The organism is Rhodococcus sp. MALMAid1271 (assembly GCF_049195265.1).
In the GTDB taxonomy this organism is placed as follows: Bacteria; Actinomycetota; Actinomycetes; order Mycobacteriales; family Mycobacteriaceae; genus Rhodococcoides.
In genome coordinates, this window is record NZ_JBMIRQ010000108.1 from 295,305 (window position 1) to 320,269 (window position 24,965).

Consider the following 24,965-nt stretch of genomic DNA (forward strand, 5'->3'; position numbering starts at 1 on the left):
CCATGAAGCCGAAGTCCGTGCGCACCTTCGATCCTGTCGGGGTGCTGTTCGGCGTAGTGGTCCCGCTCGCCGTGGCCGCACTCGGACCCGTCTTGGCCCACCTGTGGCACAGTCGACTACCCGAGCAGGTCGCCACGCACTTCAGTGGCACCGATCCGGACGACTTCTCCAATCCGATCTCGAGCACCTGGACCCTCGCAATCGTGATCGTGCTGGTCGGCGGCGGCTGCAGTGCGGTCGCATCGCTGGCCCGGGTCCTGCTCATCATGCGCCGGACGATGCTGATCATCGGGCTGACCGTCGTCGGAGTGATCGGCGTCCTGCAGATCGCCACCCTGGTCCGGGAGTTGGATCTGGCGTCCGGTCAGAGTGTCACCATCCCCGGTTGGGCGATCGCGGCGGGCAGCGTCGTCGGCTTCGCCGCCGGGTTGTTCGGCGCTTCCAGGTTGCGAGACCACCGCGAACACGTGCTCGCCACGTCCCCGCCACACTCCGATCTACCTCGCTGCGGCGCCGAGTTACCTCTGGTCGTCCGCGTCGGTGCCAGCCGTCTCGCGGGTATCACCGTAGTGGCGGTAGCCCTGGCCGCCGCGGCTCTGACGTGTTACCTGTCCGGCTCACTGTGGCCGATCTTCCTGTTCGCTCCGTTGACGATTCTGACGCTGTCGCTGCTGCGCTTCACCGTGCACATCGACAGTGACGGGCTCTACGTCTCCAGCCTCGGCATGGCCGCATTCGACTACGACATCGACGAGATCACCGGGGCCTCGGTGCGGACGGTGCATCCGGCCAAGGACTTCGGCGGATGGGGCCTGCGGGTCAAGGGGCGCGGAAACTACGCCGTGGCCACCGAAACCGGCCCCGCGGCATTCGTCACGTTCGCCAACGGTGACCGCCTCACCATCGGTACCGCCGAAGCCGACACGATCGCAGGCACACTCAACACCCTGACCGCACGAACGCGCACAGCACTGGATTAAATTAGCCGAGTGAAGTTGTTGCGCGATACCGTGCTCGATCCGTTTCTGTTGGGCATCGTCACGGTCGCCGTGCTGGCCAGTCTCTTCCCGGCAACGGGCACGGCCGAGGACGTTCTCACCTGGGTCACCCGCATCGCCATCGGACTGCTGTTCCTCATCTACGGCGCGCGACTGTCCCCGCGCGACGCGTGGGAAGGTCTCAAGCACTGGCGCCTGCACGCGGTGATCCTGGCGTCGACGTATCTGCTGTTCCCCGCGCTCGGGCTGGCACTGCGCATACTGAAACCGGGCCTGCTCAGCGATGACCTCTACACCGGGGTGTTGTTCCTGTGCCTGGTTCCCTCGACCGTGCAGTCCTCCATCGCCTTCACCTCCATCGCCCGCGGCAACGTGGCCGGTGCCGTGGTGAGCGCATCGTTCTCCAATATCCTCGGAGTCTTCGTCACCCCGCTGCTGGTGATCGCACTGATGACCACCACCGGCTCGGCCGGCATCGAGCCGAGTTCCATCCTCCGGATCATCGCCCAACTGCTGCTGCCCTTCGTCCTCGGTCAGCTGATACGCCCCTGGGTGACGGGATGGCTCACCCGCCACAGTGCGCCCACCAAGCTCGTCGACCGCGGCTCGATCCTGCTGGTCGTCTTCGCTGCCTTCAGTGAGGCGCAGAACCAGCACGTGTGGTCCTCGATGGCGGTGTGGCGCATCGGCGTCGTCCTCGCAGTCTGTGTGGTTCTACTCGCCCTCGTGCTGACGATCACCTGGTACGTGGGCCTGTTGGCACGCTTTCCGCTCGAGGATCGGCTGGTGCTGCTGTTCTGCGGGTCCAAGAAGAGCCTGGCCAGCGGGCTGCCGATGGCCGCAGTGCTCTTCGTCGGTCAACCGGTCGGATTGATCGTCCTGCCGCTGCTGCTGTTCCACCAGATCCAGTTGATGGTGTGCACGGTGATTGCTCAGCATGTCGCGCGGCGACCCGACGCAGTGGTGAGCGCCGCGAGCTAGATTGGATGGCAGTCGAGGCAACAGGGAGAAAACGATGACGAGGAACGCGCACACCGACGGTGTCGTATCTGCGGCCTACACGGGACGGTTGGGCACCGATCCCGTTCCGGCACTGCGGCTTCCCGAAAACCAGATCGACCCCGATGCCGCCTACCGCTTCATCCACGACGAACTGATGCTCGACGGCAGCTCACGCCTCAATCTCGCGACCTTCGTCACCACCTGGATGGATCCGCAGGCCGAGAAGCTGATGGCGGAGACATTCGACAAGAACATGATCGACAAGGACGAGTACCCGTCCACCGCCGCCATCGAGCAGCGATGCGTCAACATGGTCGCCGATCTGTTCCACGCACCCGGTCTCGATCCGAACGATTCGGCCTCGGCAACCGGCGTCTCGACCATCGGATCCAGTGAGGCCGTGATGCTGGCCGGCTTGGCCCTCAAGTGGCGCTGGCGGGCGAAAGGTGCCGGGACAAGTACCCCGAATCTGGTGTTGGGCAGCAACGTTCAGGTGGTGTGGGAGAAGTTCTGCCGCTACTTCGACGTCGAACCGAAATACCTGCCGGTCGAACGCGGCCGCTACGTCATCACCGCCGAGCAGGTTCGAGAGGCAGTGGACGAGAACACCATCGGAGTCGTCGCCATCCTCGGCACCACGTTCACCGGGGAGCTCGAACCGGTGCAGGAGATCTGCACCACCTTGGACGAGCTGGCCACCTCGGGTGGACCGGACGTACCGGTGCACGTGGACGCCGCCAGCGGCGGTTTCGTCGTGCCGTTCCTCGACCCGGACCTGGAATGGGACTTCCGGTTGCCGCGCGTCAAGTCCATCAACGCCAGTGGCCACAAGTACGGATTGACTTATCCCGGAATCGGATTCGCGGTCTGGCGGACCAAGGAGGACCTACCGGACGACCTGGTGTTCCGGGTGAACTACCTCGGCGGCGACATGCCGACATTCACGCTGAACTTCTCGCGGCCGGGCAACCAGGTGATCGGTCAGTACTACAACTTCCTCAGGCTCGGCAGGGCCGGATACACCGGCATCATGACGGCGTTGCGTGACACCGCCGTTCGCGTCAGCGCACATCTGGACACACATCCCGACGTCGAGGTGATCACCGACGGCTCGGCCATCCCGGTGCTCTCGTTCATGCTGAAGGAGCACTGCGACTTCACCGTCTTCGACGTCTCCCACGAACTACGAGCCCGCGGCTGGCAGGTACCGGCATACACGATGCCGGACAACGCAACCGACGTCGCCGTGCTCAGAATCGTGGTGCGAGAGGGTTTCAGCGCGGACCTGGGCCGAATGCTGTGCGATGCCATCGACGAGGTGATCGACGGACTGAAATCAGGCGGGCACTCGAGCGCGAGGGCCTTCTCTCACTGAGCGTGCCCATGTGAGCGGAAGTTCGACCCCTGCTACGAATTTCCACTCACATGCGGCGCAGCCGCTTTCAGTTCCGGTCGACGTCGATCGGATGGGACGCGAGCAGCGCCAACGGCATCGGCTGCCGACGTAGTACATGCGCCCACAGATCGATCCGCGGTGGCCCCATCACATCGGATGCCAAGGCAGACAGCACGATCCAATCCTCGCGGTCGAGTTCGCCTTCGAGTTGTCCGAACGTCCAGCCCGAATACCCGGCAAAGATGCGCACGCCCTCGACCAATGGCTCGATATCCGCGGGATCGGAATCGAGATCGACCATCACCACTCGACCGTCGACGCGGCGCAGTCCGGGAACTCCGTCGATCGACACGCCGGTGCGCAGCGTCGCCAGGCACAGCGCCGAATCGCGCTTGACCGGCCCACCGACGTACAGCGCCCGCGGCGTGGCCGCCAACTCGGACCAGTTGGGCAACACGTTGTGCACCGCCGTCTCGCTCGGCCGGTTGATCACCACGCCGAGGCTGCCCGCGTCGTTGTGTTCGATGATGTAGATGACGGTGCGCCGAAACGTGGGCTCGACCAGTTCGGTGGACGACACCAACAGACTGCCTGGACGGACATCGCGCAAGGCCGATGCCGTCTGGTCCTCGGGTTCCTCCGCATGCGTTGCCACGCTAGCCATTGTGGCACCGAGCACCGCCGGATGTGGCGCAAGTGATCCGGCCAGTTCCTACGCGTCGTTCCGCAGGCTCCACTCTCGCCCTACTCCCAATCGAGGCCGGCGATCTTCGTCAGAAGTCCCAACTGATACTCGAACAGATCGTCCCTGTTGGCGAAGGTCGTGGCACCGTATTGATCGAAGACGTCGAAGCTGATCGCTCCGAACAGCGACGCCCACACCATCACTCCCAAGGCGATGAGCTCGTCGGACTGATCCAACTCCATCTGTTCTCGGATCTCCTCGAAGCTGTCGTGCAGTGACGCCAATCCCGGCAGATCGGGCGCCACCTCCGGTCGGCGAACATTCCAGGCCGAGTGCAGTACGCCCACCAACGTGGTGATCACCCTGGTGCCCGGACCGGTGGTCTGCTCGGCCGGCGCGTGGTAGCCGGGCACCGGGCTGCCGAACAGCAACGCATACCGGGCAGGCTCGCGCAATCCCCACTGCCGCACCGTCCGACCGAGTGCCAGGAACTTCTCCCTCGGCCCCTCGGCGGCATCCACCGCTGCGTCGACGGTGTCGCCGAGTTCGGTATACCCGTCGACGACGAGCAGTGTCAGCAGCTCGTCCCGACTCGCGACGTATCGGTACACCGCGGAGGACACGACCCCGAGATCGCGCGCGACGGCACGCAGCGACAGGGCCGCGGCACCGTCGGCGGCCAGATGTTCGCGTCCGATGCGGGTGATGTCGGCCAGGGTCTGAGCGCGGGCTCGGGTGCGGGGGGTGCTCGCCATGACTCACACAGTAACGGCCGCTCTTGTTCGAGAGCACTGCTCTTGCTTTCTTCTCGTAACCGGTACACACTGGGAGTAACAGAGAGCACCGCTCTCGTTATCGGAAAGGGAGTAGCCATGACCCAACTACACGTCGTCACCGGAGCCGGACCCGTCGGATGGACCGTCGCCGAACAACTTGCCGAACAGGGCCATTCGGTGCGAATGCTGACCCGCTCCGGCAGCGGCCCCGAGCACCCGATGATCGAGCGTCGCTCGGTGGACATCGAGTCCGACGATCTGCACCCACACCTCGACGGCGCCACCGCTGTCTACCACTGCACCCACGTCGCCTACACGAACAGCGCGTGGCGAGCCAAACTCGAGGCAATGGAACAGCGCGTGCTCGACGCGGCCGCGGGCACCGTCGTCGTCTTTCCCGAAAGTCTGTACGCCTACGGCCGAATCGACGGCCCCATTCGCGAGGACTCGCCCCGGAAGGCCACCTTCCGCAAACTGGGCGTGCGCACGCAACTGTTGGACGCCAGGGACCGCCACGCGACTCCCACCGTCAGCGTCGCGGCCTCGGACTTCTACGGGCCCCGCGTCATGACCTCGCACATGGGCGAGCGCGTGATCGCGAACATTCTGGCCGGCAAGCCGATCCGCGTCATCGCAGCTGCTGACCTCCCGCACTCGTTCACCTACGTACCAGACCTCGCCGCCGCGATGATCACCGCCGCCGCGTCGCCGTCGATGTGGAACACCGTCCTGCATGCACCGACAGCTCCTGCGGTCTCGCAGCGGGCGATGATCGAGATGTACTCCGCCGCAGCCGGGTTGCCCACCCCGAAGGTCGGCGTCATCGCGCCCTGGCTGATGCGGGCACTGAGCGTCGTGCCCGGACCGACGAGAGAACTCGGCGACACCCTCTACCAGTTCCGCTACCCGTACGTCCTCGACTCGACCCGTAGCGAGGCGATTCTGGGGCTCGAACCGACCTCCCTGGCCGAGGGCACCGCCGCCACGATGGATTGGTGGACGGCTGCGCATCGGGCGGTAGCCACCGGCAACTAGAGTTCCCTCGGTGAACGACGACTCCTTCCGCACCCGACTGCGCCAGTCGCCGGGAGTCGGCAAGCTCACCACCGTGCGGTTCGCCGGTCAGTTCGGCGACGGACTGTTTCAGGCCGCGCTCAGCGGCGCGATTCTGTTCAATCCCGAGCGCGCAACGAATCCGGCCGAGATCGCGGCGGGATTCGCCGTGCTGCTCGTGCCCTACTCCCTGGTCGGACCGTTCGCCGGTGCATTACTGGACCGCTGGGATCGAAGAGCGGTCCTGTTGTGGGCCAATATCATTCGCATCGTGTTGATCCTGGTGACGGCAATCATGCTGTTCGCCGGAGTGCCCGCAACACCGTTGCTGCTACTGGCACTGGCCACCGTGGGGCTGAGCAGGTTCGTTCTCGCTGGTGCCTCGGCGTCGCTGCCGCACGTGGTTCGGCCGTCGTGGTTGGTGCCGATGAACTCGGTACTGGCCACCGTCGGGTCCGGTTTCGCTGCCGCCGGTGCCGGCCTCGCCGTCGCGGTGATCGGCGTCGTCGGGGCCGGTGACGCGGCTTCGGCGCTTGCGGTCGGTCTCGCCGCCACCGGATCGATCGTCGGGGCGCTCGCCGCCGCACGCTTCAGCCCCCGGTCACTCGGGCCGGGCGGCGAAAGCCGGACCGACAACCCGGTCAAGGACGTGGCCGCCGGATTGGCATCGGGAGCGCTGGCCGTGTGGCGTTCGCCCGGTGTGACGGCTGCGATGCTCGGCATCGGGACCCATCGCGTCGTCTTCGGCATCAACACCCTGATCATGGTGTTGATCCTGCGCGAGAACACCGAAAGCTCGCTGCCCGGCGGCCTCGCCGGTTTCGGTATTGCCGTCGGAGCCACCGCCACGGGAATGTTCCTCGCGGCCGTGATCACTCCCTTCGTACTTCCGCGGTGGGGACGCACCCCCACGATTGCGCTCGCGCTCGTGTTCGCCATCGTGGCCCAGCTCGCCGCCGTATCGGGCCTGACCCAGAACAGCTTGTCGATCGGGGCCTTCCTACTGGGGATCGCCGGGCAGACGGTCAAACTCAGCGGCGACGCCGCGATGCAGATCGACATCGACGACACCCACCGCGGACGCGTCTTCGCGCTGCAGGACACCGTGTTCAACATCGCGTTCGTCGCCGCCCTGGCCGGAGCAGCGTTCGCCGTCGGCCCCGCCACCACCGATCTGAGTCGTGACCCCACCGCGCACATGCTGGTGTTCCTCGGAGCGGGCCTCTACGCCCTCGGATTGGCTGCGGTGGCCGTCAACACCAGGCGCGCAGCTCCCTGAGGTGGTGTATCTTCCTTTCCGGACCGGCAGGTCTCGGTAGAAATGGGGGCACCGGATGTACGGCCGTACGACATCGCTCGGTTGCGTACTTGCAGTTACTGCAGGCACCGCCGTCCTTGCCGCGCCCCCGGCGTTCGCCGCTCCGCCGCCACCGGTGAACTCCTGCGGTGAAACAGGATTCGATCCCAAGTTCTACCCACCCGAGCCCATCGGCCCGGGAAGTCTGCCGCAGCTGCCACCGCTACCGGACCGACTGGTGGTACCCGTTCCGTATCCGTCCCTCGAACTGGTACCGGTACCGGACCCGCCACCGAACAACACCCGCGTCCAGGCCGAGCCGCTGACCGATCCGTGCGCAGACCCGTGCCCCGATCTCACCGGTACCGACGACCCACCCGCAGCCGGTACCGGATCTGCGGGCCACCTGCCCTTCCCGCGAATCGAGATCGAACCGCAGCCCGAAACGATCCCCATCCCGATTCCCGGTCCTGGTGGTGTCCCGGGAACACCGCCTCCGGCCCCCGTCGTCACCTCCGCAGAGTCGGGCCCGAAGACTCCGCTGCCCCCGGCACCTGCCGTCGGCGAGGTCGGGGTGGTCTCGCAGCTGACCGGTCCGGGTTCGCAGAACCGCACCGACAAGCGCTGGCAGGTCGACGGCACCGACCTCGGCATCATGTGGGAGAGCAAGCCCGGCGAGGTCGCGATCGCCTTCGGCGATTCGTTCGGAAAGGGCTGGGAATTCGGCGTCGTGGGCGGCGAGGACTGGCGCTCCAACGCGCTGGGCCACAGCACCGACGCCGACCTCTCCGACGGCATGACCCTGGACTCGATGGTGCAGGATTCACGTTGTCACGCAGCTGAATTGCTGCCTTCACGCAAGATCGAGAACTGGGAGACGACGGTCATTCCCACCTCCGGATTCGCGATCGACGACCGCCAGTACATGTCGTACATGTCCATTCGGCGCTGGAGCATCGTCCCCGGAATGTGGTGGACCAACTACGGCGGTATCGCCTATTCCGACGACGACGGTTCCACCTGGGTCAAGGACGAGCATGCCAAGTGGCACAACGGATTCGGCCTATCCGAGTTCCAGGTCTCGACGATGGTCCCCGCCGGTGAGTACGTCTACATGTTCGGCACCGTCAACGGACGCGTCGGACAGATCGCTCTCGCTCGGGTCGCGAAGGACCAGGTGCTGAACAAGACCGCCTACCAGTACTGGGTGAACGGCACCTGGGCTCCCGTCGGATCGAACGAGGCCACCCCCATCGCCGACGGTATGGCCGGGGAACTGTCGGTTCGTCACGACGAGTCCCGGGGAATCTGGCAGATGACCTACCTCGACCCGATTCGGGGAAGAATCGTTCTACGAGAAGCGAATTCACCGCAGGGGGAGTGGACCGAACCGACCACTCTGATCGACACGGCCGAGTACCCGAAGACCTACGGCGGCTTCATCCACCCGTGGTCGACGCCGAACGAGCTGTACTTCACCGTCTCGGAGTGGGACAGCTACAACGTCTACCTCGTCAAGGCCGAGCTTCGCTCGTCGTGAGTGCACGTGCGCGGGACGCGCTATCGGGTCTGCCACCACTCGAGCAATGCGGCTTCGGCCTCTTCACGGGAGAGCGGTCCGCGGTCGAGCCGCAGCTCCTTGAGGTATTTCCAGGCCTTGCCCACCTCGGGTCCTGCCGGGATGCCGAGCAGTTCCATGATGGCGTTGCCGTCCAGATCGGGGCGGACCCGCGCCAGGTCCTCCTGCTCGGCGATTCGGGCGATGCGCTCTTCGAGGTCGTCGTAGGTTGCCTGCAGCGCGGCAGCGCGGCGCTTGTTCCTGGTGGTCGAATCGGCCCGAACCAGCTTGTGCAACGTGGGGAGTAGCTCGCCGGCGTCGGTGGCGTAACGGCGGACGGCCGAATCGGTCCACTGCCCCTTGCCGTAGCCGTGAAAGCGCAGATGCAGGAACACCAGATGCGAGACGTCCTCGATCATCTTCTTGGAGTACTTCAGTGCGCGCATCCGCTTTCGCACCAGCTTGGCACCGACGACCTCGTGGTGGTGAAAGCTGACTCCGCCGCCGGGCTCGTTGCGTTTGGTGTCGGGCTTGCCGATGTCGTGCAGCAGCGCGGCCCACCGCAAGACGAGGTCCGGATCGCCGTCCTCGAGGTCGATGGCCTGCTTCAGGACCGTCAACGAATGCCAGTAGACGTCCTTGTGCTGGTGATGCTCGTCGATCTCGAGTTTCATGTCGGGCACTTCGGGAATGATGCGCTGAGCCAGGCCGGTCTCGCACATCACGTCGATTCCGTCGATCGGGTGCGCACCGAGGATCAACTTGTCCAGCTCGACCTGGATGCGTTCGGCGGTGATGCGATCGATCTGCTCTGCCATCTCCACCATGGCGCGGTGCACCCGCGGCAGGAGCGCGAAGCCGAGCTGGGAGACGAACCGGGCGGCACGCAACATCCGCAGCGGATCGTCACCGAACGAGACCTCCGGCTCCGCCGGCGTGTCGAGAACACCCTCGAGCAGCGCATCCATGCCGCCGAGCGGGTCGACGAACTCCTGGGCACCGTCGGCGCCGAGGCGGACGGCCATGGCATTGACGGTGAAATCACGTCGCACGAGATCTTCTTCGAGGCTGTTGCCGTACTGCACCTCGGGATTGCGGGAGACCTGATCGTAGGAGTCGGCGCGGAAGGTGGTGATCTCGATCTGCTGGCCGTCCTTGGCCGCGCTGATCGTGCCGAACGCGATGCCCGTGTCCCACTGATGATCGGCCCAGCCCGAGAGCAGCGATTGCACCTCCTCGGGTCTGGCGTCGGTGGTGAAATCCAGATCGGTGCCGAGTCGACCGAGAACAGCATCGCGGACCGTCCCGCCGACGAGGTACAGCTCGTGCCCGGCAGCGGCGAAGAGTGCGCCCAGCGGAGTCAACACCGGAGCGAGCTCGCGCAGCGTCACCGCAGCTCCGGCCAGCAACCTTTCCCGGCGGGCATCGGTGTGCTCGGCGGAAACGGAGGACAAGGACTGATCGGCCACGGTGGAAGAGCCTACTGGCGCTACGACGAAGGGATTGTCTGGGCCACTGGGTGCGGCACGGCAGAACAGTGCCCGCAGGCAACTAGTATCGATTGGGTGTCTGCTGCCGAACGATCGAACAGGAGCCGCCGCAACCCGCGGCGGCGTCAGACACGCGCCGACACCGAACCACCCAAACTGCGCACCGTCCGAGAGACCTCAGCGGGCGGCCTGGTGGTCGCCGGCCTCGACGGTCCACCCGCCACCCGCTGCGCCGCCCTGATCGGCCGCACCGACCGTCGCGGTCGCCTGCTCTGGTCCCTGCCCAAGGGACACATCGAGCACGGTGAAACCGCCGAACAGACGGCCATGCGTGAGGTTGCCGAGGAAACCGGAATCCGCGGAACCGTCCTGGCCTCGTTGGGCAGCATCGACTACTGGTTCGTCACCGAGGGCCGACGCGTCCACAAGACCGTTCACCACTACCTGCTGCGATTTCTCGGCGGCGAACTCTCCGACGAGGACCTCGAAGTCACCGAGGTCGCCTGGGTGCCGCTCAGCGAGCTGCCGTCTCGGCTCGCCTACGCGGACGAACGCAAACTGGCCGCCATCGCCGACCGCCTCATCGCACACATGAACAACGGTGACATCGACGACGGTGACATCGACGACGGCACCACCACCAGCGGAAAACCGAGCGCACCCACCCCCGGCGGGAAGTGATCGTGCGGGCCCGGAAGGTCACTGCCGCCGCACTGACCTCGATTTTTCTTGCCGCAGCACCAGCGGTCGGCATGGCGACGATGCTCCCCGGGCAGCTTCCCGATGCCGCCGCCCAGCCCGATACGTCCACTGGCGAGACCAGCACCTTTCCCGACACTCCCAGGACGCAGGCAGGTAACCCCTTCCTCACGCTCAGCATCGACACCGTCGCGCCCTCCACTGTCACCACCACCAGCGACCCGTTCGTCACGGTCCGCGCGACCGTCACCAACACCGGAGACCGATCCGTCGAGGACGTCGGCGTCCGCATGCAGGCCGCCGCCGCGATAGACACCACCGCAGGACTACGCACCTCGCTGACCCTCGACCAGGACAGCTTCGACCGCGTCGGCGAGTTCGTCACGGTCGCCGACGCCTTGGAGGAGGGCGAGAGCCGCCAGTTCGACATGTCGATGCCGCTGCGCAGCACCACCGAGGCCTCGCTCGGAATCGACGCGCCCGGCGTCTACCCGCTGCTGCTCAACGTCAACGGCACACCCGAATACGGCGGAACGGCCCGCCTTGACGACGCCCGCTTCCTGCTTCCGGTCGTGGGACTGCCCCGAAACCCCGGTGAGCAGGATCCCCTGGCACCCGACGCGACGCCACTACCGCCGAACACCCGAAACCCCGTCGCGATGACGGTGCTGTGGCCACTCGCCGACAAACCCCGCCTCGCCGCCGGATCACCCGGTTCGGTCGACGAGCGAGTTCGACTGATCGACGACGACCTGGCCGGCGAGCTCGCCGAAGGCGGACGACTCGACACCCTGCTCAAAGCTGTGGAGTTCGCGACGAAGCCGGCCCTTGACCCGGGTGGCAATCTGGCCTCCAGCCTGTGTCTCGGCATCGACCCCGACCTGCTGGTCACGGTCTCGAACATGACCCGCGGCTATCTCGTGGTCGACAATCCGGCCGATCCGGCCAGCACCGCTCGTGAAGGCACGGGCAGCGCCGCCGCAGCCCAGTGGCTCGCACGCCTGGAAACGCTCGCATCGAACACCTGCGTGACGGCACTGCCGTTCGCGCAAACCGACCTGGGCGCGGTGGCCGACATCGACGACGCCGCCCTGCGCAGCGGCGCGATCGCCGCTCCGGCGGACATCGTCGACGGCATCCTCGGAATCACCTCGACCCGAGGCTTCACCTGGAGCACCACCGGCGGCGTCGACGCCGACACCGCCGAGGCCCTTCGAACCGCGGGCACCAACACCGTGCTGGTGGCCGACAACAGCGTCAGCCCGCCCTCCGCGGCACCGATGTCGCTGCTCGACCCGACGACCGCACCCACGTCGACGCTGGCCGCCACCCAGTACGACGCCGCCACCGCAGCGGCGCTGGCAGGCGTCGGTTCCACACCGTCCACTCCACCGCTGACTCCCGCCGAACAACGCTTCGACCTCGACACGGACTCACGCACAGCACGTCTGCAGGACGCACTCGGGGCCGTCAACTTCCATGCGCTCGTCGGTACCGACCGGCCGGGCCGAACCGTCACCGTCGCGCCGCCGCAGTACTGGACCGCGGGGGCAGACGAGCCCTCGGCCATTCTGTCCTCGATGTCCTCGCTGCTGCGTTCGGGATTGGCGACGCCGCGGCCACTGTCCGCGCTACTGGCCGAGCCCGCCTCGGGACCACCGGTGACCGGTATCGATGCGGGGACCGAGTTCGACGCCGGCACCATCGAGCTGGTCCGATCGCAGAGCGCTCGGGTCGAGACCTTGATGCAGTCGCTCGTCGAAGATCCCCAGTCGCCGCTGACCCCACGCCTGTACGCCGCACCATTGCGTGAGGACATGCTCCGCGCGCTGACGACCGCCGGTCGAGCCAGTTCGGCCGACGACGACGCACGAAACGCTGCGCGCACCCGACTCGCCGCCACCCGAATCGGCCTCGACACCATCTACGGATCGGTCACCGTCCTGGCTCCTGGCGGTGTGTACACCCTCGCCTCCGAGCAGAGCCCCCTGCTACTCGTCGCCCGCAACGACCTTCCTATCCCCGTCAACGTGCTGCTCCGAGTCGACGCGCCGCCGGAAATGACGATCAGCGACGTCGGCGTCACCCAGCTCCCGGCCCGTGGATCACGGACCATCACCGTCCCGGCCGAGGTCGACGACACCCGAAACCTGTCCGTCGATTTCTCCGTCACCACCCTCGACGGCACCAGGCTCGGCGAGGTGTCGACAGTGTCCGTACGGTCGAACGCATACGGCCAGGCCCTGGCCATAATTACCGCTTGCGCCGGTGCTCTCCTACTGTTGCTTGCAGGTCGACGACTGTGGCATCGATTCAGAGGGCAACCCGACCCGGCCGACGAAGGGTACGAGAGACCATGACAGGCAACGTCCCGTACGACGGCGACCTGCCGCGGTCACGCATGCCCGCAGCACAGGTCTTCCGGCGCACGACCGCGCCCCGGTCCGCGCCCTGGGAACGGCGGGCGCAGCCGGAGCTGCGCTCGTACCCGGCGCCGCCGCCGCTCGACGGTCAGCCCGCCGCCGACGACACCATCACCCAGCTGATTCCGCGGTTTCGTGACGAGGATTACCCGCAGGCACCGTCCGGAACGGTTCCACCGACGAAGATCCCGCCGGGCGGGTCCGAGCCGTCACCGCAGCCCGAACCCGCACCGCAGAAGTCCCTACTGGCAGCGTCGGGTTCGATCGCCGTAGCGACCCTGGTCAGCCGCATCACCGGGTTCGCCAAGCAGGTCGCCATGACGGCCACCCTCGGTCCGGCGCTGGCCAGTGCGTTCACCGTCTCGACGATCCTGCCGAACATGATCTCCGAGCTCGTCCTCGGCGCAGTCCTCGGAGCCATCGTCGTTCCGGTGTTGGTCCGAGCCGAGCAGGAGGACGCCGACGGCGGACGGGCATTCGTTCGACGCCTGTTCACCCTCGCGGTGGCGCTGCTCGGAACCGTGGCGCTGGCGGCAACGATCGCGGCCCCGCTGCTGGCGCGGCTGATGCTCGACGGTGATCCGAAGGTCAACGAGGACCTGACCATCGCGTTCACCTATCTGGTGCTGCCCGCGCTGATGTTCTACGGCCTGTCCGGCCTGCTCACGGCCGTGCTCAACACCCGGCAGAACTTCAAGCCCGGAGCCTGGGCACCGGTGTTCAACAACCTGATCGTGCTCGCGGTCTTCGCCCTGTACCCCTTCGTTCCGGGCGAGATCACTCTGAACACGATCGAGATGAGCAACCCCAAAATCCTCGTCCTCGGCCTCGGCGTCACCGCCGGTGTCATCACCCAGGTCGCTGCGCTGATCCCGGCTCTGCGGCGCGAACGCATCGACCTGCGCCCGCTGTGGGGATTCGACGAACGACTGAAGAAGTTCGGCGCGATGGCCGCCGCGATCGTGCTCTACGTCGTCATCAGCCAGATCGGACTGATCGTGGCCACCAGGATCGCGTCGGGCACCGACGATGCCAGCAACGTGATCTACTCACAAGCCTGGATCGTGCTGCAGCTGCCCTACGGCATCCTCGGCGTGACCGTCCTGACGGCCATCATGCCCAGGCTCAGCCGCAACGCCGCGAACGGTGACACACCCTCGGTCGTCGACGATCTCTCGGTCGCCACTCGGCTGACGATGGTCGCGCTGGTACCGATCGTGGTGTTCCTGACCTTCGCGGGGCCGTGGGTGGGCCAGGCGCTGTACGGCTTCGGCCGGTTCGCCGACGTCGCACCCAGGCTCGGCGAGGCCGTGAGCTGGTCGGCGTTCTCCCTCATCCCGTACGCCCTCGTCCTGATCCACCTCCGCGTGTTCTACGCCCGCGAGAAGGCCTGGACACCGACCTGGATCATCCTCGGCATCACGGCCGTCAAGATCGGGCTCTCCCTGCTTGCCCCGATCCTCGCGTCCTCGCCCGAGCAGGTGGTGCTGCTGCTCGGCGCAGCGACCGGCCTGGGCTACACCATCGGCGCGATCATCGGCGGATACCTGCTGCACAAGAGCCTGGGCAGCCTGCGGATGGCCAACGTCGGCAAGACCGTCTGGCTGGTTCTGATCGCCTCACTGGCCGGTGGCGCAGCCATGCTCGCGATCGATCAGGTCCTCGGCCTCGACGGGGCGATGAACGGCTGGCTGGGCAACTTCCTGCGCGTCGCGATCGACGCCGTTGTAATGCTCGGCATCACGTTCTCGATACTCTGGTTCGGGAAGATCCCCGAAGTACTCGCGGTCACCGTGGCGCTGAGCCGCATCGTTCGCAGATTCCGCGGTGCGCACGCTCGGCAGGACGCAGATCCGGCCTCGGCAGAAACCGGCGTTATTCCGGTTATTCGAACCGAGGCCACAAGGGACACTGCGCGGGATCGGCTCCCGTACCCTGGTCATCGGCGCCCGGGGGCACAAGCCAACGAAGGTCGACCGTTTGCAGAACAACACGGGGCATATACGCCTGAAGGAGTGACAGTGACCGACGACGATGTTGCTGGGGGGCCGGCGCAGTCTCCAGCAAACGAAGCCGACCGAACGAGCGGCGGAGTCGAAGTCGACACCCAGAACCGCGCCGACTCCGAAGCAGGTGAGGCTGCGTCTGCTTCCAAGACCCCGTCCTCGTCCACGACACCAGCTTCCTCGAAGGATGCGGCACCCTCGAAGACGACTGCACCCCCGAAGACGCCTGCGCCCGAGAAGCCACAGAGCGCCGCCGAGAAGCCCGAACAGGGCACCGAGAACTCGGGCGAGAAGACCACCTCCGACAAGCGGCCTCCGAAGCCCGTCGACAAGACGATTGCCATTTCCAAGGCCACGCTGGCCTCGCGCCCGACCGACAAGACGATCTCGATTTCCAAGGCACAACTGCCGCCCGAGACTGCAGCCGACGAGAAGGCAGCGAAGGACTCGAAGACAGAGTCTGCCTCCTCGAGCGAGCCCCGCACCGAATCCGAGCCCGCAGCCGATTCTGCGACGAAGGCGGCAACGGACAAACCGGCAGAGTTCGCCGACAAGGCAAGCACTTCCGACAAGGCAAGCAAGGTCGACAAGGCAGGCAAAGCCGAGGACGCCGACAAGGCAGACCAGCCGGCCACCCCCGAGGACGCGTCCGAGCGCACTCTGCGCGGACCCACCCTCATTCCTGGTGCCTCCGTCGCCGGTGGCCGGTATCGACTACTGGTGCCGCACGGCGGCGCGCGTGGCCTCAAATTCTGGCAAGCCCACGACGTCAAACTCGATCGCGAGGTCGCGCTGACGTTCGTCGATGCCGAACAGCAGTCCACCGCGTCACCCAACGACCGCACCGAGGGGCCACAGGCCATCCTCTCGCGCACGCTACGGCTGGGCCGAATCAACTCACCCGGCCTCGCACGCGTGCTCGACGTGGTGCGCGGCAGCTCGGGTGGCATCGTCGTGGCGGAATGGACTCCCGGCCGATCGCTACGCGAAATGGCCGACACCGTGCCGTCACCCACCGGTGCTGCTCGCGCGATCAAGGTCCTCGCTGCGGCAGCCGAGGCGGCACACCGCAGTGGTGGTGCATTGTCGATCGATCATCCCGATCGTGTGCGCATCAGCTCCAGTGGCAACGCTGTGTTGGCATTCCCGGCGACCTTGGCCGACGCCGATCCCAGCTCGGATGTACGCGGGCTCGGCGCGATGCTCTATGCACTGATCACGGCCAGATGGCCGCTGTCCGACGCCACCGGCGCAGCCGTCGTATCCGGCGAGGGCAGCCCGGCTCGCAGCGTCGGCGGCATGCGTCCGGCCGACCGCGACGACGAGGGCACCCCGCTCGAGCCGAGACAGGTTCGTCCGGATGTTCCGTTCGAGATTTCCGCCGTCGCCGTGCGGGCGCTGGAGCAGAACAGTGGTATCCGCACCGCCGCCACCGTGCAGCACGTCCTCGACCAGGCGGCCGTCGTCAACGACAAGACCGATCTGATGCCGGCTCTTCGGTTGGGACAACGCGCACCGGGTGCCAGCGGCCACTCTCTTGCCGACCCCGAGGAAATCGCCGCCGAAAAGGCGAAATCGACCCGTACGAACATCGCCATCGCAGTTCTCGGCGCGCTGACGGTGGTCATTCTCGCGTTCGCCGGCTACTGGTTGTTCACCTCGATCGCCGGTGACAGCAACGACACGCCCCTCGACACCCAGGAGTTCGGTCTGACCACTCCGGCCGAGGCACCGCCCACGGGCGATACCGCTGCGCCGCCCGCACCGGAAGCGACGGGTGGCCCGGTTGCCCTCGACGGAGTCAGTGTCTTCTCTCCGCAGGGATCTGCCGACAACCCCGGCTCGGCCGGCAATGCGATCGACAACGACCCTGCCACTGCGTGGACCACCGACAGCTACTTCCAGCAGTTCCCGGCCCTCAAGAACGGCGTCGGCCTGCTCGTCTCCATCCCGTCGACCCAGCTGAAGAACGCGTGGATCGAGTCGACATCGCCGGGAACTGTCGTCGAGATCAGGTCGGCACCCAACGGCTCTCCCAGCCTGAGCGACACCACCCTGCTCGGTGAAGCCACCCTGCAGAACGGCAGAACCGATATCGCTCTCGACGACGTGGAGCCCACCGCCGACGTACTCGTCTGGATCACCAAACTCGGAGAGCAGGGCGGCCGCATCGCCACCTCGATCTCCGAGATCGGTTTCGACTCCTGAACCCAACGACCGGTCCGCAATTCGGGCTTGTTTCGTACTTCATGGTCTTCATGGCCTAGGCTCCCCCCAGTGCGTTAACACGGGGGGAGCCGTTTTCGTATGACCGAACGTATCGATTCGGCGCCAGGGGAGCGCACGGATGCGGATCTGCTGGCTGCTCATGCGGCCGGGGAGCCGAACGCATTTGCGACATTGATCTACCGGCACCACGAACATCTGTGGCTGACGGCTCGGCGAACGAGTTACACGTCCGAGGACGCGTCCGACGCGTTGCAGGAGGCGCTGCTCTCCGCACATCGCACTGCCGGATCGTTTCGGGCGGACGCCGCAGTGCGCAGCTGGTTGCACAAGATCGTCGTCAATGCCTGCCTGGACCGCATCCGGCGGAACAAAGCACGACCCTCGGTTCCGCTGAGCGAGAACGAAAGTCATGAGCCGGCCTCTCCGAGGGATCACATCTCCGAGACCGAAACCACCATCGTGGTCCGGCAGGCGCTGATGGCGTTGCCACCCGATCAGCGTGCAGCCGTCGTCATCGTGGACATGGAGGGATACTCGGTGGCCGACGCCGCCACATTGCTCGGGGTGCCCATCGGTACCGTCAAGAGTCGATGCGCGCGTGGTCGACTCAAGCTCTCGTCCCAGCTCGCTTACTTGAAAGACGCAGGGAACCGAATCTAGCGCGCTCGCGTCTATACCGTGTGAGAGCGAAAGTAGATTCGGTGAGGGGAGGCAACACCATGTCGTCGGACACCGACGTCGAGCACGCTGCCCCGTTCTCGCCCGAACTACTTGCCGAACTGCACGCGGACGCGCTGCCCGAGGACGTCAGCAGCCGGCTGTGGCCACTGGTCCTCCGCGACGAGGAGTCGATGCGTGTACTCGCCGGTCTCGACGCCGTGACGGCTCGATTGCACGAGGTGGGCGAGGACACACGGGGGACGCTGCCCGTTCCGCCCGAGGTCGCCGAGCAGATCGGTCGAACGATCTGCGGCGTCGAACTCACCACTCGGCCGGAGGACCACTCCGTCGTGGTTCCGCTCCGCTCACGCAGACGCTACGCCGTGCTCGGAAGTGCCGCTGCCGCAGCGCTTCTCATCGGTGGTTCCATCGCCTTCGCTGCACTGTGGAACAACCAGGCCACCCAGGACTCCGTTGTTGCCGGCCCTGTGGCTGCTCCCGACGGGTCACTGACGATCGATTCGGCGGACGTGGACTCCGGTGTCGCGTTCAGCATCATCGGCAAACACGATTCCGGCGTCCTCTCCGATCCAGCCGATCTCACTGCGTGCCTGGCGGCCAACGACCTCGACCCCGCGACCACGGTGCTCGGTTCGACTCAGGTCCGGATCGACGGCCGAAGCGGAACCCTGCTCGTCCTCGCCGGTCCGCAACCAGCCCAGCTCATCGCTCTGGCTGTCGGCAACGACTGCAGTGCGACCAACCCGGACGTACTGACGCGGCGCGATATCGGCTGACACACCGCTCACCGGGGAACAACTGCCTCTAGGGTGGTGTTGATCAGGTGTACGTCGACCGACGTGTGCAGTGCGCACTCGGCTGTCGGCACCCCAGTACACGCCGCACAAGATCGGAAGGTCTGCATTGAGTACCCCCAAGGTTCACGATCTCATCATCGTCGGTTCGGGACCGGCCGGATACACCGCCGGTGTCTACGCGGCCCGCGCCGAACTCGAACCGATCCTGTTCGAGGGAACGCAGTTCGGCGGTGCGCTCATGACGACGACCGAGGTCGAGAATTTCCCGGGGTTCCGCGAGGGCATCATGGGCCCGGATCTGATGGAACAGATGCGCGAGCAGGCCGCACGCTTCGGTGCCGACATCCGCACCGAGGACGTCGAAGAACTCGACCTGACCGGCCCGATCAAGACCGTCTCGGCGGGCGGCGAAACGTACCAGGCGCGCGCGATCATCCTCGCGATGGGCGCAGCCGCTCGCTACCTGTCCGTTCCGGGTGAGGAGAAGTTGCTCGGCCGCGGCGTCAGCGCCTGTGCCACCTGCGACGGTTTCTTCTTCCGCGACCAGGACATCGCCGTCATCGGCGGCGGCGACTCGGCGATGGAGGAGGCGACGTTCCTCACTCGATTCGCTCGTAGTGTCACGATCGTGCACCGCCGCAGTGAGTTCCGCGCCTCGCGCATCATGCTCGAGCGCGCCAAGAACAACGACAAGATCCGATTCCTCACCGACACCAAGGTGCTCGAGGTCCTGGGCGAGACGAGCGTCACCGGAATTTCGCTCGAGCACGCGGAAACCGGAGAGAAGTCGACCCTGGACGTGACCGGAATGTTCGTCGCGATCGGGCACGATCCCCGCAGCGAACTGGTCAAGGGCCAGGTCGAACTCGACGACGCCGGTTACGTCAAAGTCTCTTCGCCGACCGCGGCCACCTCGGTCGAGGGCGTTTTCGCGGCGGGCGACCTCGTCGATCACGTGTATCAGCAGGCCATCACCGCTGCCGGTACAGGTTGTACCGCCTCGATCGACGCGGAGCGTTGGCTGGCCGAGCAGGGCGACATCACCACCAACACGCTCGCCAACGCCGACCGACCGGTCGACGCCGTCACCGCCTGATCAAGTCCGCATTTCACATCCAGTTTTCATACCGCGAGGAGATAGACATGTCCGACGACAAGAGCACAGTCACCATCACCGATGCATCGTTCGTCGATGATGTATTGACCAGCGAAAAGCCCGTCTTGGTCGACTTCTGGGCCACCTGGTGCGGCCCGTGCAAGATGGTTGCTCCGGTTCTCGAGGAGATTGCTGCCGAGCACAAGGACAAGCTCACCATCGCCAAGCTCGACATCGACGCCAACCCGCAGGCCGCACGTGACTTCAAGGTCATGTCCATTCCAACGCTCATCCTGTTCCAGGGTGGCAAGCCGGTGAAGCAGATCGTGGGCGCCAAGGGCAAGGCCGCGCTGCTCAAGGACCTCGAAGGCGTTATCTGATTCACTTCGCCAGCATGTGGATTGCAGCGGAAGGCAGTCTTTCTGCGACAATCATCTGATGTGCCGATGCTCAGCGTCGGCACATCAGCCGCATCAACATGTGGTTTCAGTCGCAACGATGGAGAGGCGTGTCGAGGATGCAGGAGCTCAGTCACGGCGATTCCGGTCCCGCCGTCGCCGAGGTTCGTGGCACGCTCTCGGCGCTCGGCTTTCTCCATGAAGCTGTGGTTCCCCCCGGCCCGATGGACGACGGTCACTGGACCGCCCCCGGTTCGGTCTTCGACGGTGCCCTCGGCGGGGCCGTCCGCGCCTTCCAACAACACCGCGGTCTGTTGGTCGACGGGGTAGTCGGTCCGGCCACATATCGCGCATTGAAGGAAGCGTCGTACCACCTCGGTGCGAGAACCCTCATCTACCAGTTGTCGGCTCCGCTGTACGGAGACGATGTCGCGTCCTTGCAGACGCGACTTCAGGACCTCGGTTTCTACAGCGACCGTGTCGACGGCTTCTTCGGTCCCCGGACTCACGAGGGCCTGTCCTCGTTCCAGCGTGAGATCGGACTCGCGCCGGATGGGATCTGCGGACCGGCCACGCTCCGTTCCCTCGATCTGCTCGGTACCCGCGTCACCGGCGGATCACCGCACGCCATGAGCGAAGAGGAACTCGTCCGCAAGTCCGGCCCGCAGCTGACCGGCAAGCGCATCGTCATCGATCCCGATCTCGGCGGCGCCGACACCGGCCGCATCGTCGACGGTTCTCTGGGGCGAGTGTCCGAATCGGAGATCCTGTGGGACTTGGCGAGTCGCCTCGAAGGACGAATGGCTGCGACGGGAATGGAGACCTTCCTCTCGCGCGCCCGCGGCAGCAATCCCTCGGTGGCCGATCGAGCCGAGACGGCCAATGCATGGGGTGCCGATCTGATGATCTCGTTGCGGTGCGCATCGAGTTCCAGCCCGGTTGCCAATGGTGTCGCGAGCTTCCACTTCGGAAATTCGCATGGTTCCACGTCCATGATCGGCCAGGTTCTCACCAGCTACGTGCAGCGTGAGATCGTCGCTCGCACACCGTTACTCGACTGCCGCAGTCATGGCCGAACCTGGGATCTGTTGCGGCTGACCAACATGCCGACCATTCAGATCGATCTGGGATACCTCACCAACGAATCCGACGTCGAGGTGCTGAGCGATCCCCGGTACCGCGACATCATCGCCGAGGCAATCCTGATTGCCGTCAAGCGTCTGTACCTTCTGGGTCAGGACGACCAGCCGACCGGAACGTTCACCTTCGCCGAGTTGCTCGCCGAGGAACTCGCCGCCGCCGACCGTCCCTGAACCCGGACGATGTGACCGCCCGCTCTCAGCGGGCGCCCACGGTGGATTTCTGTTCGATATCGACGACGGAAATGCTGGCCGCGATGAGCAACTGCTCGAGCGCAGATTCGACGTCCTGTTTCCAACCGTGATCGCGATCGAGTTCGAGCCGCAGTCGCGGAAATCTCTGGTGGGGTGCAATCACTTCGAAGCCGACCTTTTCGAGGAAGTCCGCTTCGATCATGCAGGTCGACGCCGAGCATGTGAGATGGGCAGTGGCGTTCGGAACCGCCGGTGCCGCGTCGTCGGCATTGTGCCGAATGCCGAATGCTTCGAGCGCGCGAACTCCTCGATTGACGAGGTCGCCCACGACCGCCTGAATCAGGGTGGCCGAGTGCACATCGGGATTGTCTGCGGAATCGATCCGCAACTGCGTCAGCAGAACCGCGTCGTGACTGACGGGCGATGTCGGGAAGGTCGATGCTCGCGGGACCGCACGGGGAGGGCAATAGAGCGCGCATCCGATCGTCTTGCCGTCGGCCGACAACAGCTGCCCACACGAGCCCCACTCGAGCATGATGGTCGACAGCCACACTTCGTTCTCGAATTCGAGGTCGACCGAGGAATTGTCCGACGCCGGATCGAGTACCCAGAAGCTGCACCGCCGCGAATGCGCCGGCAAATGTTCGAACGATCCGAGCGTCACTCCGGTCACCATCGCCGACACCGCGTACCTCTGCCTTCGTGCACTCGTTCCAACCCGAGAATTCTCCATCGGAGCCGACACTCTCCTCGACAAGGATAGGTGACTCCGCGGCCCACTCCACCGGGCGGACCCGGTAGCCGAAATACATTGCATAACAACATATTTCGACCGAAACTCAAACTTTCGCGACCAGCTACGTCACAGTGACGTTTCGGCCGCGTATGACTGGTCCTGAAAAATCGCGGCTACTTTTTCTTCTGTGCTTCCATCATCTCGACGATCCTCTCGAGGTCGTCCACCGACCCGAATTCGACGACGATCTTGCCTTTTCGCTTACCCAGACTGACGGTGACCCGTGTGTCGAAGGAATCCGAAAGCCGATCGGCGACGTCCTGGAGGCCCGGCATCTGAATCGGCTTACGCCGGGGTGCCGGTTCCGGGCTCTTGCCGTCTTCCCTGTTGATGAGAGTGACGGCTTCTTCCGTCGCGCGGACCGAGAGACCCTCGGCCACGATGCGTGCCGCCAAGGTTTCCTGGGCATCCGATCCGGCGTCCAACGACAGCAGTGCGCGGGCGTGCCCGGCCGAGAGAACGCCTGCTGCCACTCGCCGTTGCACCGGAATCGGCAGTCTCAACAACCGGATCATGTTGGTGACGACCGGACGTGATCGACCGATTTTCGCCGCCAACTCCTCGTGCGTGACGTCGAATTCCTCGAGCAGCTGCTGATATGCGGCTGCTTCTTCGAGCGGATTGAGCTGTACCCGATGGATGTTCTCGAGCAATGCATCGCGCAGCATTGCGTCGTCCGTCGTCTCGCGGACGATCGCCGGGATCGATTCGAGGCCCGCTTCCTGGCTCGCGCGCCACCGACGCTCACCCATGACGAGCTGATATTGCGCGTCTCCGGCGGCTGCCGAACCCGACACCAGGCGAACGACAATGGGCTGCATGAGCCCGAATTCGCGGATCGAGTGCACCAGTTCGCCGAGCGATTCATCATCGAAGACGTGTCGCGGCTGCTTGGGATTGGCTTCGATTCGGTCCGGTGCGATCTCGCGGTACACGGCACCGACAGGGGAGAGGTCCTCACCGCTGAGCACCGGTGGGGTCGGCGTAGGTGCCGTCGCGGTCTCGGTTGTATCGTCCGCCGAGGCAGTCTGCTTGGACTTGGTGGAGGTGTCCGGTCGATCCGGTGCGTGGCGGTCGGCACCGATGATCACGTCCGCGGCAGCGTTGCCCAGACGCGGACCGGCATCGGGGCCGGTCGGGATGAGCGAGGCCAGACCACGACCGAGGCCACCTTTGCGCGTTTGACTCATCTGGTTACTTCTTTCGTGCTTGTTCGATGCCGGCCGAGCGGGCGGCCATTTCGCGTCCCGCGTCCAAGTAACTCATGGCACCTCGTGAACCGGGGTCGTAATCGAGCACCGTCATGCCGTAGCCGGGCGCCTCGGAGACCTTGACGCTCCGCGGGATGACGGCCCGCAGGACGGCATCGCCGAAGTGCTTGCGGACCTCTTCCGCTACCTGATCCGCCAATTTCGTACGACCGTCGTACATCGTCAGGATCACCGTGGACACGTGCAGTTCGGGATTCAAATGGGACTGCACCAGCTCGATATTGCGGAGCAGCTGACCCACACCTTCGAGGGCGTAGTACTCGCACTGAATCGGAATCAGCACCTCGGTCGCAGCGACGAGTGCGTTGACCGTCAACAGACCGAGCGAGGGTGGGCAGTCGATGAGGATGAAATCTGCGTCGATTCCTGCGAGCTCCTCGACCGACAACGCCGTCTTGAGGCGCCCTTCGCGAGCGACCATCGACACCAGTTCGATCTCGGCCCCGGCAAGATCGATGGTTGCCGGGATGCAGTACAGGCGCTCGCTGTGTGGGCTCTGCTGCACCGCGTCCTTGGCGCTCACTTCACCGATGAGGACCTCGTAGCTCGACGGCACACCGGAGTGATGCTCGACGCCCAGAGCGGTGCTGGCGTTGCCCTGCGGGTCCAGATCGACCACCAGGACCGTCAGTCCCTGGAGCGCCAGAGCGGCAGCCAGGTTCACAGCGGTGGTGGTCTTGCCGACCCCACCCTTCTGATTGGCGATCGTCAGCATTCGTCGTTTCGCCGGCTTGGGGAGCGATACAGATCCGGGATGCAAAACCTGACTGGCCCGATGGGCGGCGGCACCGATCGGAGTGTCGTTCGGTGAGATCGCGTTGGTGTACTCGAACCCGGAACTCGACTTCACCTCCGAACCGCCTTCGGACGAACTCGTAGTGTTCTGCTTGGATGCTGTTTCACGTGAAACAGCGGGATCGGACCCACCCGACATATGTGCTCCTTAGTGCGGAACTGACTGTGTTCAATACGGTCGATAG

20 protein-coding genes are annotated in these 24,965 nt (G+C 65.4%); 14 read left to right on the forward strand and 6 right to left on the reverse strand.

Going from position 1 to position 24,965, the window contains the following annotated elements:
• The first annotated feature begins 2 nt into the window (after nucleotides 1-2).
• From ACOQFP_RS19180 to ACOQFP_RS19190, 3 genes are read left to right on the forward strand one after another with little or no spacing between them, the layout of a single operon-like run.
• Nucleotides 3-980, forward strand: a complete 978-nt coding sequence (locus ACOQFP_RS19180; RefSeq protein WP_341244458.1) for a DUF1648 domain-containing protein — start codon at nucleotides 3-5, stop codon at nucleotides 978-980.
• 9 nt (nucleotides 981-989) lie between these two features.
• A complete protein-coding gene (locus ACOQFP_RS19185) occupies nucleotides 990-1,979 on the forward strand; it encodes a bile acid:sodium symporter family protein (RefSeq protein WP_206491550.1) in 990 nt (329 codons plus the stop codon).
• 34 nt (nucleotides 1,980-2,013) lie between these two features.
• Nucleotides 2,014-3,375, forward strand: coding sequence for a glutamate decarboxylase (locus tag ACOQFP_RS19190; protein WP_421585219.1), 1,362 nt, complete (start codon nucleotides 2,014-2,016; stop codon nucleotides 3,373-3,375).
• A 67-nt stretch (nucleotides 3,376-3,442) separates the two neighbouring features.
• Here the strand turns inward: ACOQFP_RS19190 and ACOQFP_RS19195 are convergent, their stop codons facing one another.
• Nucleotides 3,443-4,060: a YqgE/AlgH family protein gene (locus tag ACOQFP_RS19195; RefSeq protein WP_206491552.1), complete on the reverse strand. Its 618-nt coding sequence runs from the start codon at nucleotides 4,058-4,060 to the stop codon at nucleotides 3,443-3,445.
• An 80-nt stretch (nucleotides 4,061-4,140) separates the two neighbouring features.
• Nucleotides 4,141-4,836: a WHG domain-containing protein gene (locus tag ACOQFP_RS19200; RefSeq protein WP_341244460.1), complete on the reverse strand. Its 696-nt coding sequence runs from the start codon at nucleotides 4,834-4,836 to the stop codon at nucleotides 4,141-4,143.
• A 117-nt stretch (nucleotides 4,837-4,953) separates the two neighbouring features.
• Here ACOQFP_RS19200 and ACOQFP_RS19205 point away from each other — a divergent pair, with 117 nt between their 5' ends.
• The 3 genes from ACOQFP_RS19205 to ACOQFP_RS19215 are packed head-to-tail and all read left to right on the forward strand — an operon-like array spanning nucleotide 4,954 to nucleotide 8,747.
• Nucleotides 4,954-5,892 carry an NAD-dependent epimerase/dehydratase family protein gene (locus ACOQFP_RS19205; RefSeq protein ID WP_421585220.1) on the forward strand — a complete coding sequence of 313 codons (939 nt, stop codon included), beginning with the start codon at nucleotides 4,954-4,956 and terminating at the stop codon, nucleotides 5,890-5,892.
• Between the two features lie 10 nt (nucleotides 5,893-5,902).
• Nucleotides 5,903-7,189, forward strand: coding sequence for an MFS transporter (locus ACOQFP_RS19210; RefSeq protein ID WP_341244462.1), 1,287 nt, complete (start codon nucleotides 5,903-5,905; stop codon nucleotides 7,187-7,189).
• A 55-nt stretch (nucleotides 7,190-7,244) separates the two neighbouring features.
• Nucleotides 7,245-8,747 carry a DUF4185 domain-containing protein gene (locus ACOQFP_RS19215; protein ID WP_421585221.1) on the forward strand — a complete coding sequence of 501 codons (1,503 nt, stop codon included), beginning with the start codon at nucleotides 7,245-7,247 and terminating at the stop codon, nucleotides 8,745-8,747.
• 20 nt (nucleotides 8,748-8,767) lie between these two features.
• On the opposite strand, the gene ACOQFP_RS19220 is transcribed toward ACOQFP_RS19215, so the two are convergent.
• Nucleotides 8,768-10,234 carry a CCA tRNA nucleotidyltransferase gene (locus ACOQFP_RS19220; RefSeq protein WP_307830889.1) on the reverse strand — a complete coding sequence of 489 codons (1,467 nt, stop codon included), beginning with the start codon at nucleotides 10,232-10,234 and terminating at the stop codon, nucleotides 8,768-8,770.
• Between the two features lie 96 nt (nucleotides 10,235-10,330).
• Between ACOQFP_RS19220 and ACOQFP_RS19225 the strand changes: the two genes are divergently transcribed.
• From ACOQFP_RS19225 to ACOQFP_RS19260, 8 genes are all read left to right on the forward strand, one after another.
• Complete coding sequence (locus tag ACOQFP_RS19225) at nucleotides 10,331-10,936, forward strand: NUDIX hydrolase (protein ID WP_206491561.1); 606 nt, start codon at nucleotides 10,331-10,333, stop codon at nucleotides 10,934-10,936.
• Nucleotides 10,933-13,314 (forward strand): glycoprotein, encoded by a 2,382-nt coding sequence (locus tag ACOQFP_RS19230; protein ID WP_421585222.1) that lies wholly within the window; start codon nucleotides 10,933-10,935, stop codon nucleotides 13,312-13,314. The genes ACOQFP_RS19225 and ACOQFP_RS19230 overlap by 4 nt, the downstream gene beginning before the upstream one ends.
• Nucleotides 13,311-17,591 carry a lipid II flippase MurJ gene (locus tag ACOQFP_RS19235; RefSeq protein ID WP_421585223.1) on the forward strand — a complete coding sequence of 1,427 codons (4,281 nt, stop codon included), beginning with the start codon at nucleotides 13,311-13,313 and terminating at the stop codon, nucleotides 17,589-17,591. The genes ACOQFP_RS19230 and ACOQFP_RS19235 overlap by 4 nt, the downstream gene beginning before the upstream one ends.
• A gap of 99 nt (nucleotides 17,592-17,690) precedes the next feature.
• Nucleotides 17,691-18,272 (forward strand): RNA polymerase sigma factor SigM, encoded by a 582-nt coding sequence (gene sigM / locus ACOQFP_RS19240; RefSeq protein ID WP_421585224.1) that lies wholly within the window; start codon nucleotides 17,691-17,693, stop codon nucleotides 18,270-18,272.
• 59 nt (nucleotides 18,273-18,331) lie between these two features.
• Nucleotides 18,332-19,069, forward strand: a complete 738-nt coding sequence (locus ACOQFP_RS19245) for a hypothetical protein (protein WP_421585225.1) — start codon at nucleotides 18,332-18,334, stop codon at nucleotides 19,067-19,069.
• 127 nt (nucleotides 19,070-19,196) lie between these two features.
• Entirely contained in the window at nucleotides 19,197-20,186 is a 990-nt protein-coding gene (gene trxB, locus ACOQFP_RS19250) for a thioredoxin-disulfide reductase (protein ID WP_421585226.1), read from the forward strand.
• 47 nt (nucleotides 20,187-20,233) lie between these two features.
• A complete protein-coding gene (trxA, locus tag ACOQFP_RS19255) occupies nucleotides 20,234-20,566 on the forward strand; it encodes a thioredoxin (protein ID WP_008711582.1) in 333 nt (110 codons plus the stop codon).
• 137 nt (nucleotides 20,567-20,703) lie between these two features.
• Complete coding sequence (locus ACOQFP_RS19260) at nucleotides 20,704-21,897, forward strand: N-acetylmuramoyl-L-alanine amidase (protein ID WP_206491585.1); 1,194 nt, start codon at nucleotides 20,704-20,706, stop codon at nucleotides 21,895-21,897.
• 25 nt (nucleotides 21,898-21,922) lie between these two features.
• Here the strand turns inward: ACOQFP_RS19260 and ACOQFP_RS19265 are convergent, their stop codons facing one another.
• The 3 genes from ACOQFP_RS19265 to ACOQFP_RS19275 form a co-directional block, all read right to left on the reverse strand.
• Nucleotides 21,923-22,603: a GNAT family N-acetyltransferase gene (locus ACOQFP_RS19265; protein ID WP_421585227.1), complete on the reverse strand. Its 681-nt coding sequence runs from the start codon at nucleotides 22,601-22,603 to the stop codon at nucleotides 21,923-21,925.
• Between the two features lie 224 nt (nucleotides 22,604-22,827).
• A complete protein-coding gene (locus ACOQFP_RS19270) occupies nucleotides 22,828-23,904 on the reverse strand; it encodes a ParB/RepB/Spo0J family partition protein (RefSeq protein ID WP_421585228.1) in 1,077 nt (358 codons plus the stop codon).
• Nucleotides 23,905-23,908: 4 nt separating this feature from the next.
• Nucleotides 23,909-24,919: a ParA family protein gene (locus tag ACOQFP_RS19275; RefSeq protein ID WP_241257287.1), complete on the reverse strand. Its 1,011-nt coding sequence runs from the start codon at nucleotides 24,917-24,919 to the stop codon at nucleotides 23,909-23,911.
• Nucleotides 24,920-24,965: the final 46 nt, after the last annotated feature.

Excerpts from the sequence above, each read along its gene's own strand:
- ACOQFP_RS19180 (WP_341244458.1), top strand. The coding sequence starts at position 3 with ATGAAGCCGAAGTCCGTGCGCACCTTCGATCCTGTCGGGGTGCTGTTC.
- ACOQFP_RS19205 (WP_421585220.1), top strand. The coding sequence starts at position 4,954 with ATGACCCAACTACACGTCGTCACCGGAGCCGGACCCGTCGGATGGACC.
- sigM (WP_421585224.1), top strand. The coding sequence starts at position 17,691 with ATGACCGAACGTATCGATTCGGCGCCAGGGGAGCGCACGGATGCGGAT.
- ACOQFP_RS19200 (WP_341244460.1), bottom strand. The coding sequence starts at position 4,836 with ATGGCGAGCACCCCCCGCACCCGAGCCCGCGCTCAGACCCTGGCCGAC.
- ACOQFP_RS19260 (WP_206491585.1), top strand. The coding sequence starts at position 20,704 with ATGCAGGAGCTCAGTCACGGCGATTCCGGTCCCGCCGTCGCCGAGGTT.
- ACOQFP_RS19245 (WP_421585225.1), top strand. The coding sequence starts at position 18,332 with ATGTCGTCGGACACCGACGTCGAGCACGCTGCCCCGTTCTCGCCCGAA.
- ACOQFP_RS19190 (WP_421585219.1), top strand. The coding sequence starts at position 2,014 with ATGACGAGGAACGCGCACACCGACGGTGTCGTATCTGCGGCCTACACG.
- ACOQFP_RS19215 (WP_421585221.1), top strand. The coding sequence starts at position 7,245 with ATGTACGGCCGTACGACATCGCTCGGTTGCGTACTTGCAGTTACTGCA.
- ACOQFP_RS19235 (WP_421585223.1), top strand. The coding sequence starts at position 13,311 with ATGACAGGCAACGTCCCGTACGACGGCGACCTGCCGCGGTCACGCATG.
- ACOQFP_RS19195 (WP_206491552.1), bottom strand. The coding sequence starts at position 4,060 with ATGGCTAGCGTGGCAACGCATGCGGAGGAACCCGAGGACCAGACGGCA.
- ACOQFP_RS19270 (WP_421585228.1), bottom strand. The coding sequence starts at position 23,904 with ATGAGTCAAACGCGCAAAGGTGGCCTCGGTCGTGGTCTGGCCTCGCTC.
- trxA (WP_008711582.1), top strand. The coding sequence starts at position 20,234 with ATGTCCGACGACAAGAGCACAGTCACCATCACCGATGCATCGTTCGTC.
- ACOQFP_RS19275 (WP_241257287.1), bottom strand. The coding sequence starts at position 24,919 with ATGTCGGGTGGGTCCGATCCCGCTGTTTCACGTGAAACAGCATCCAAG.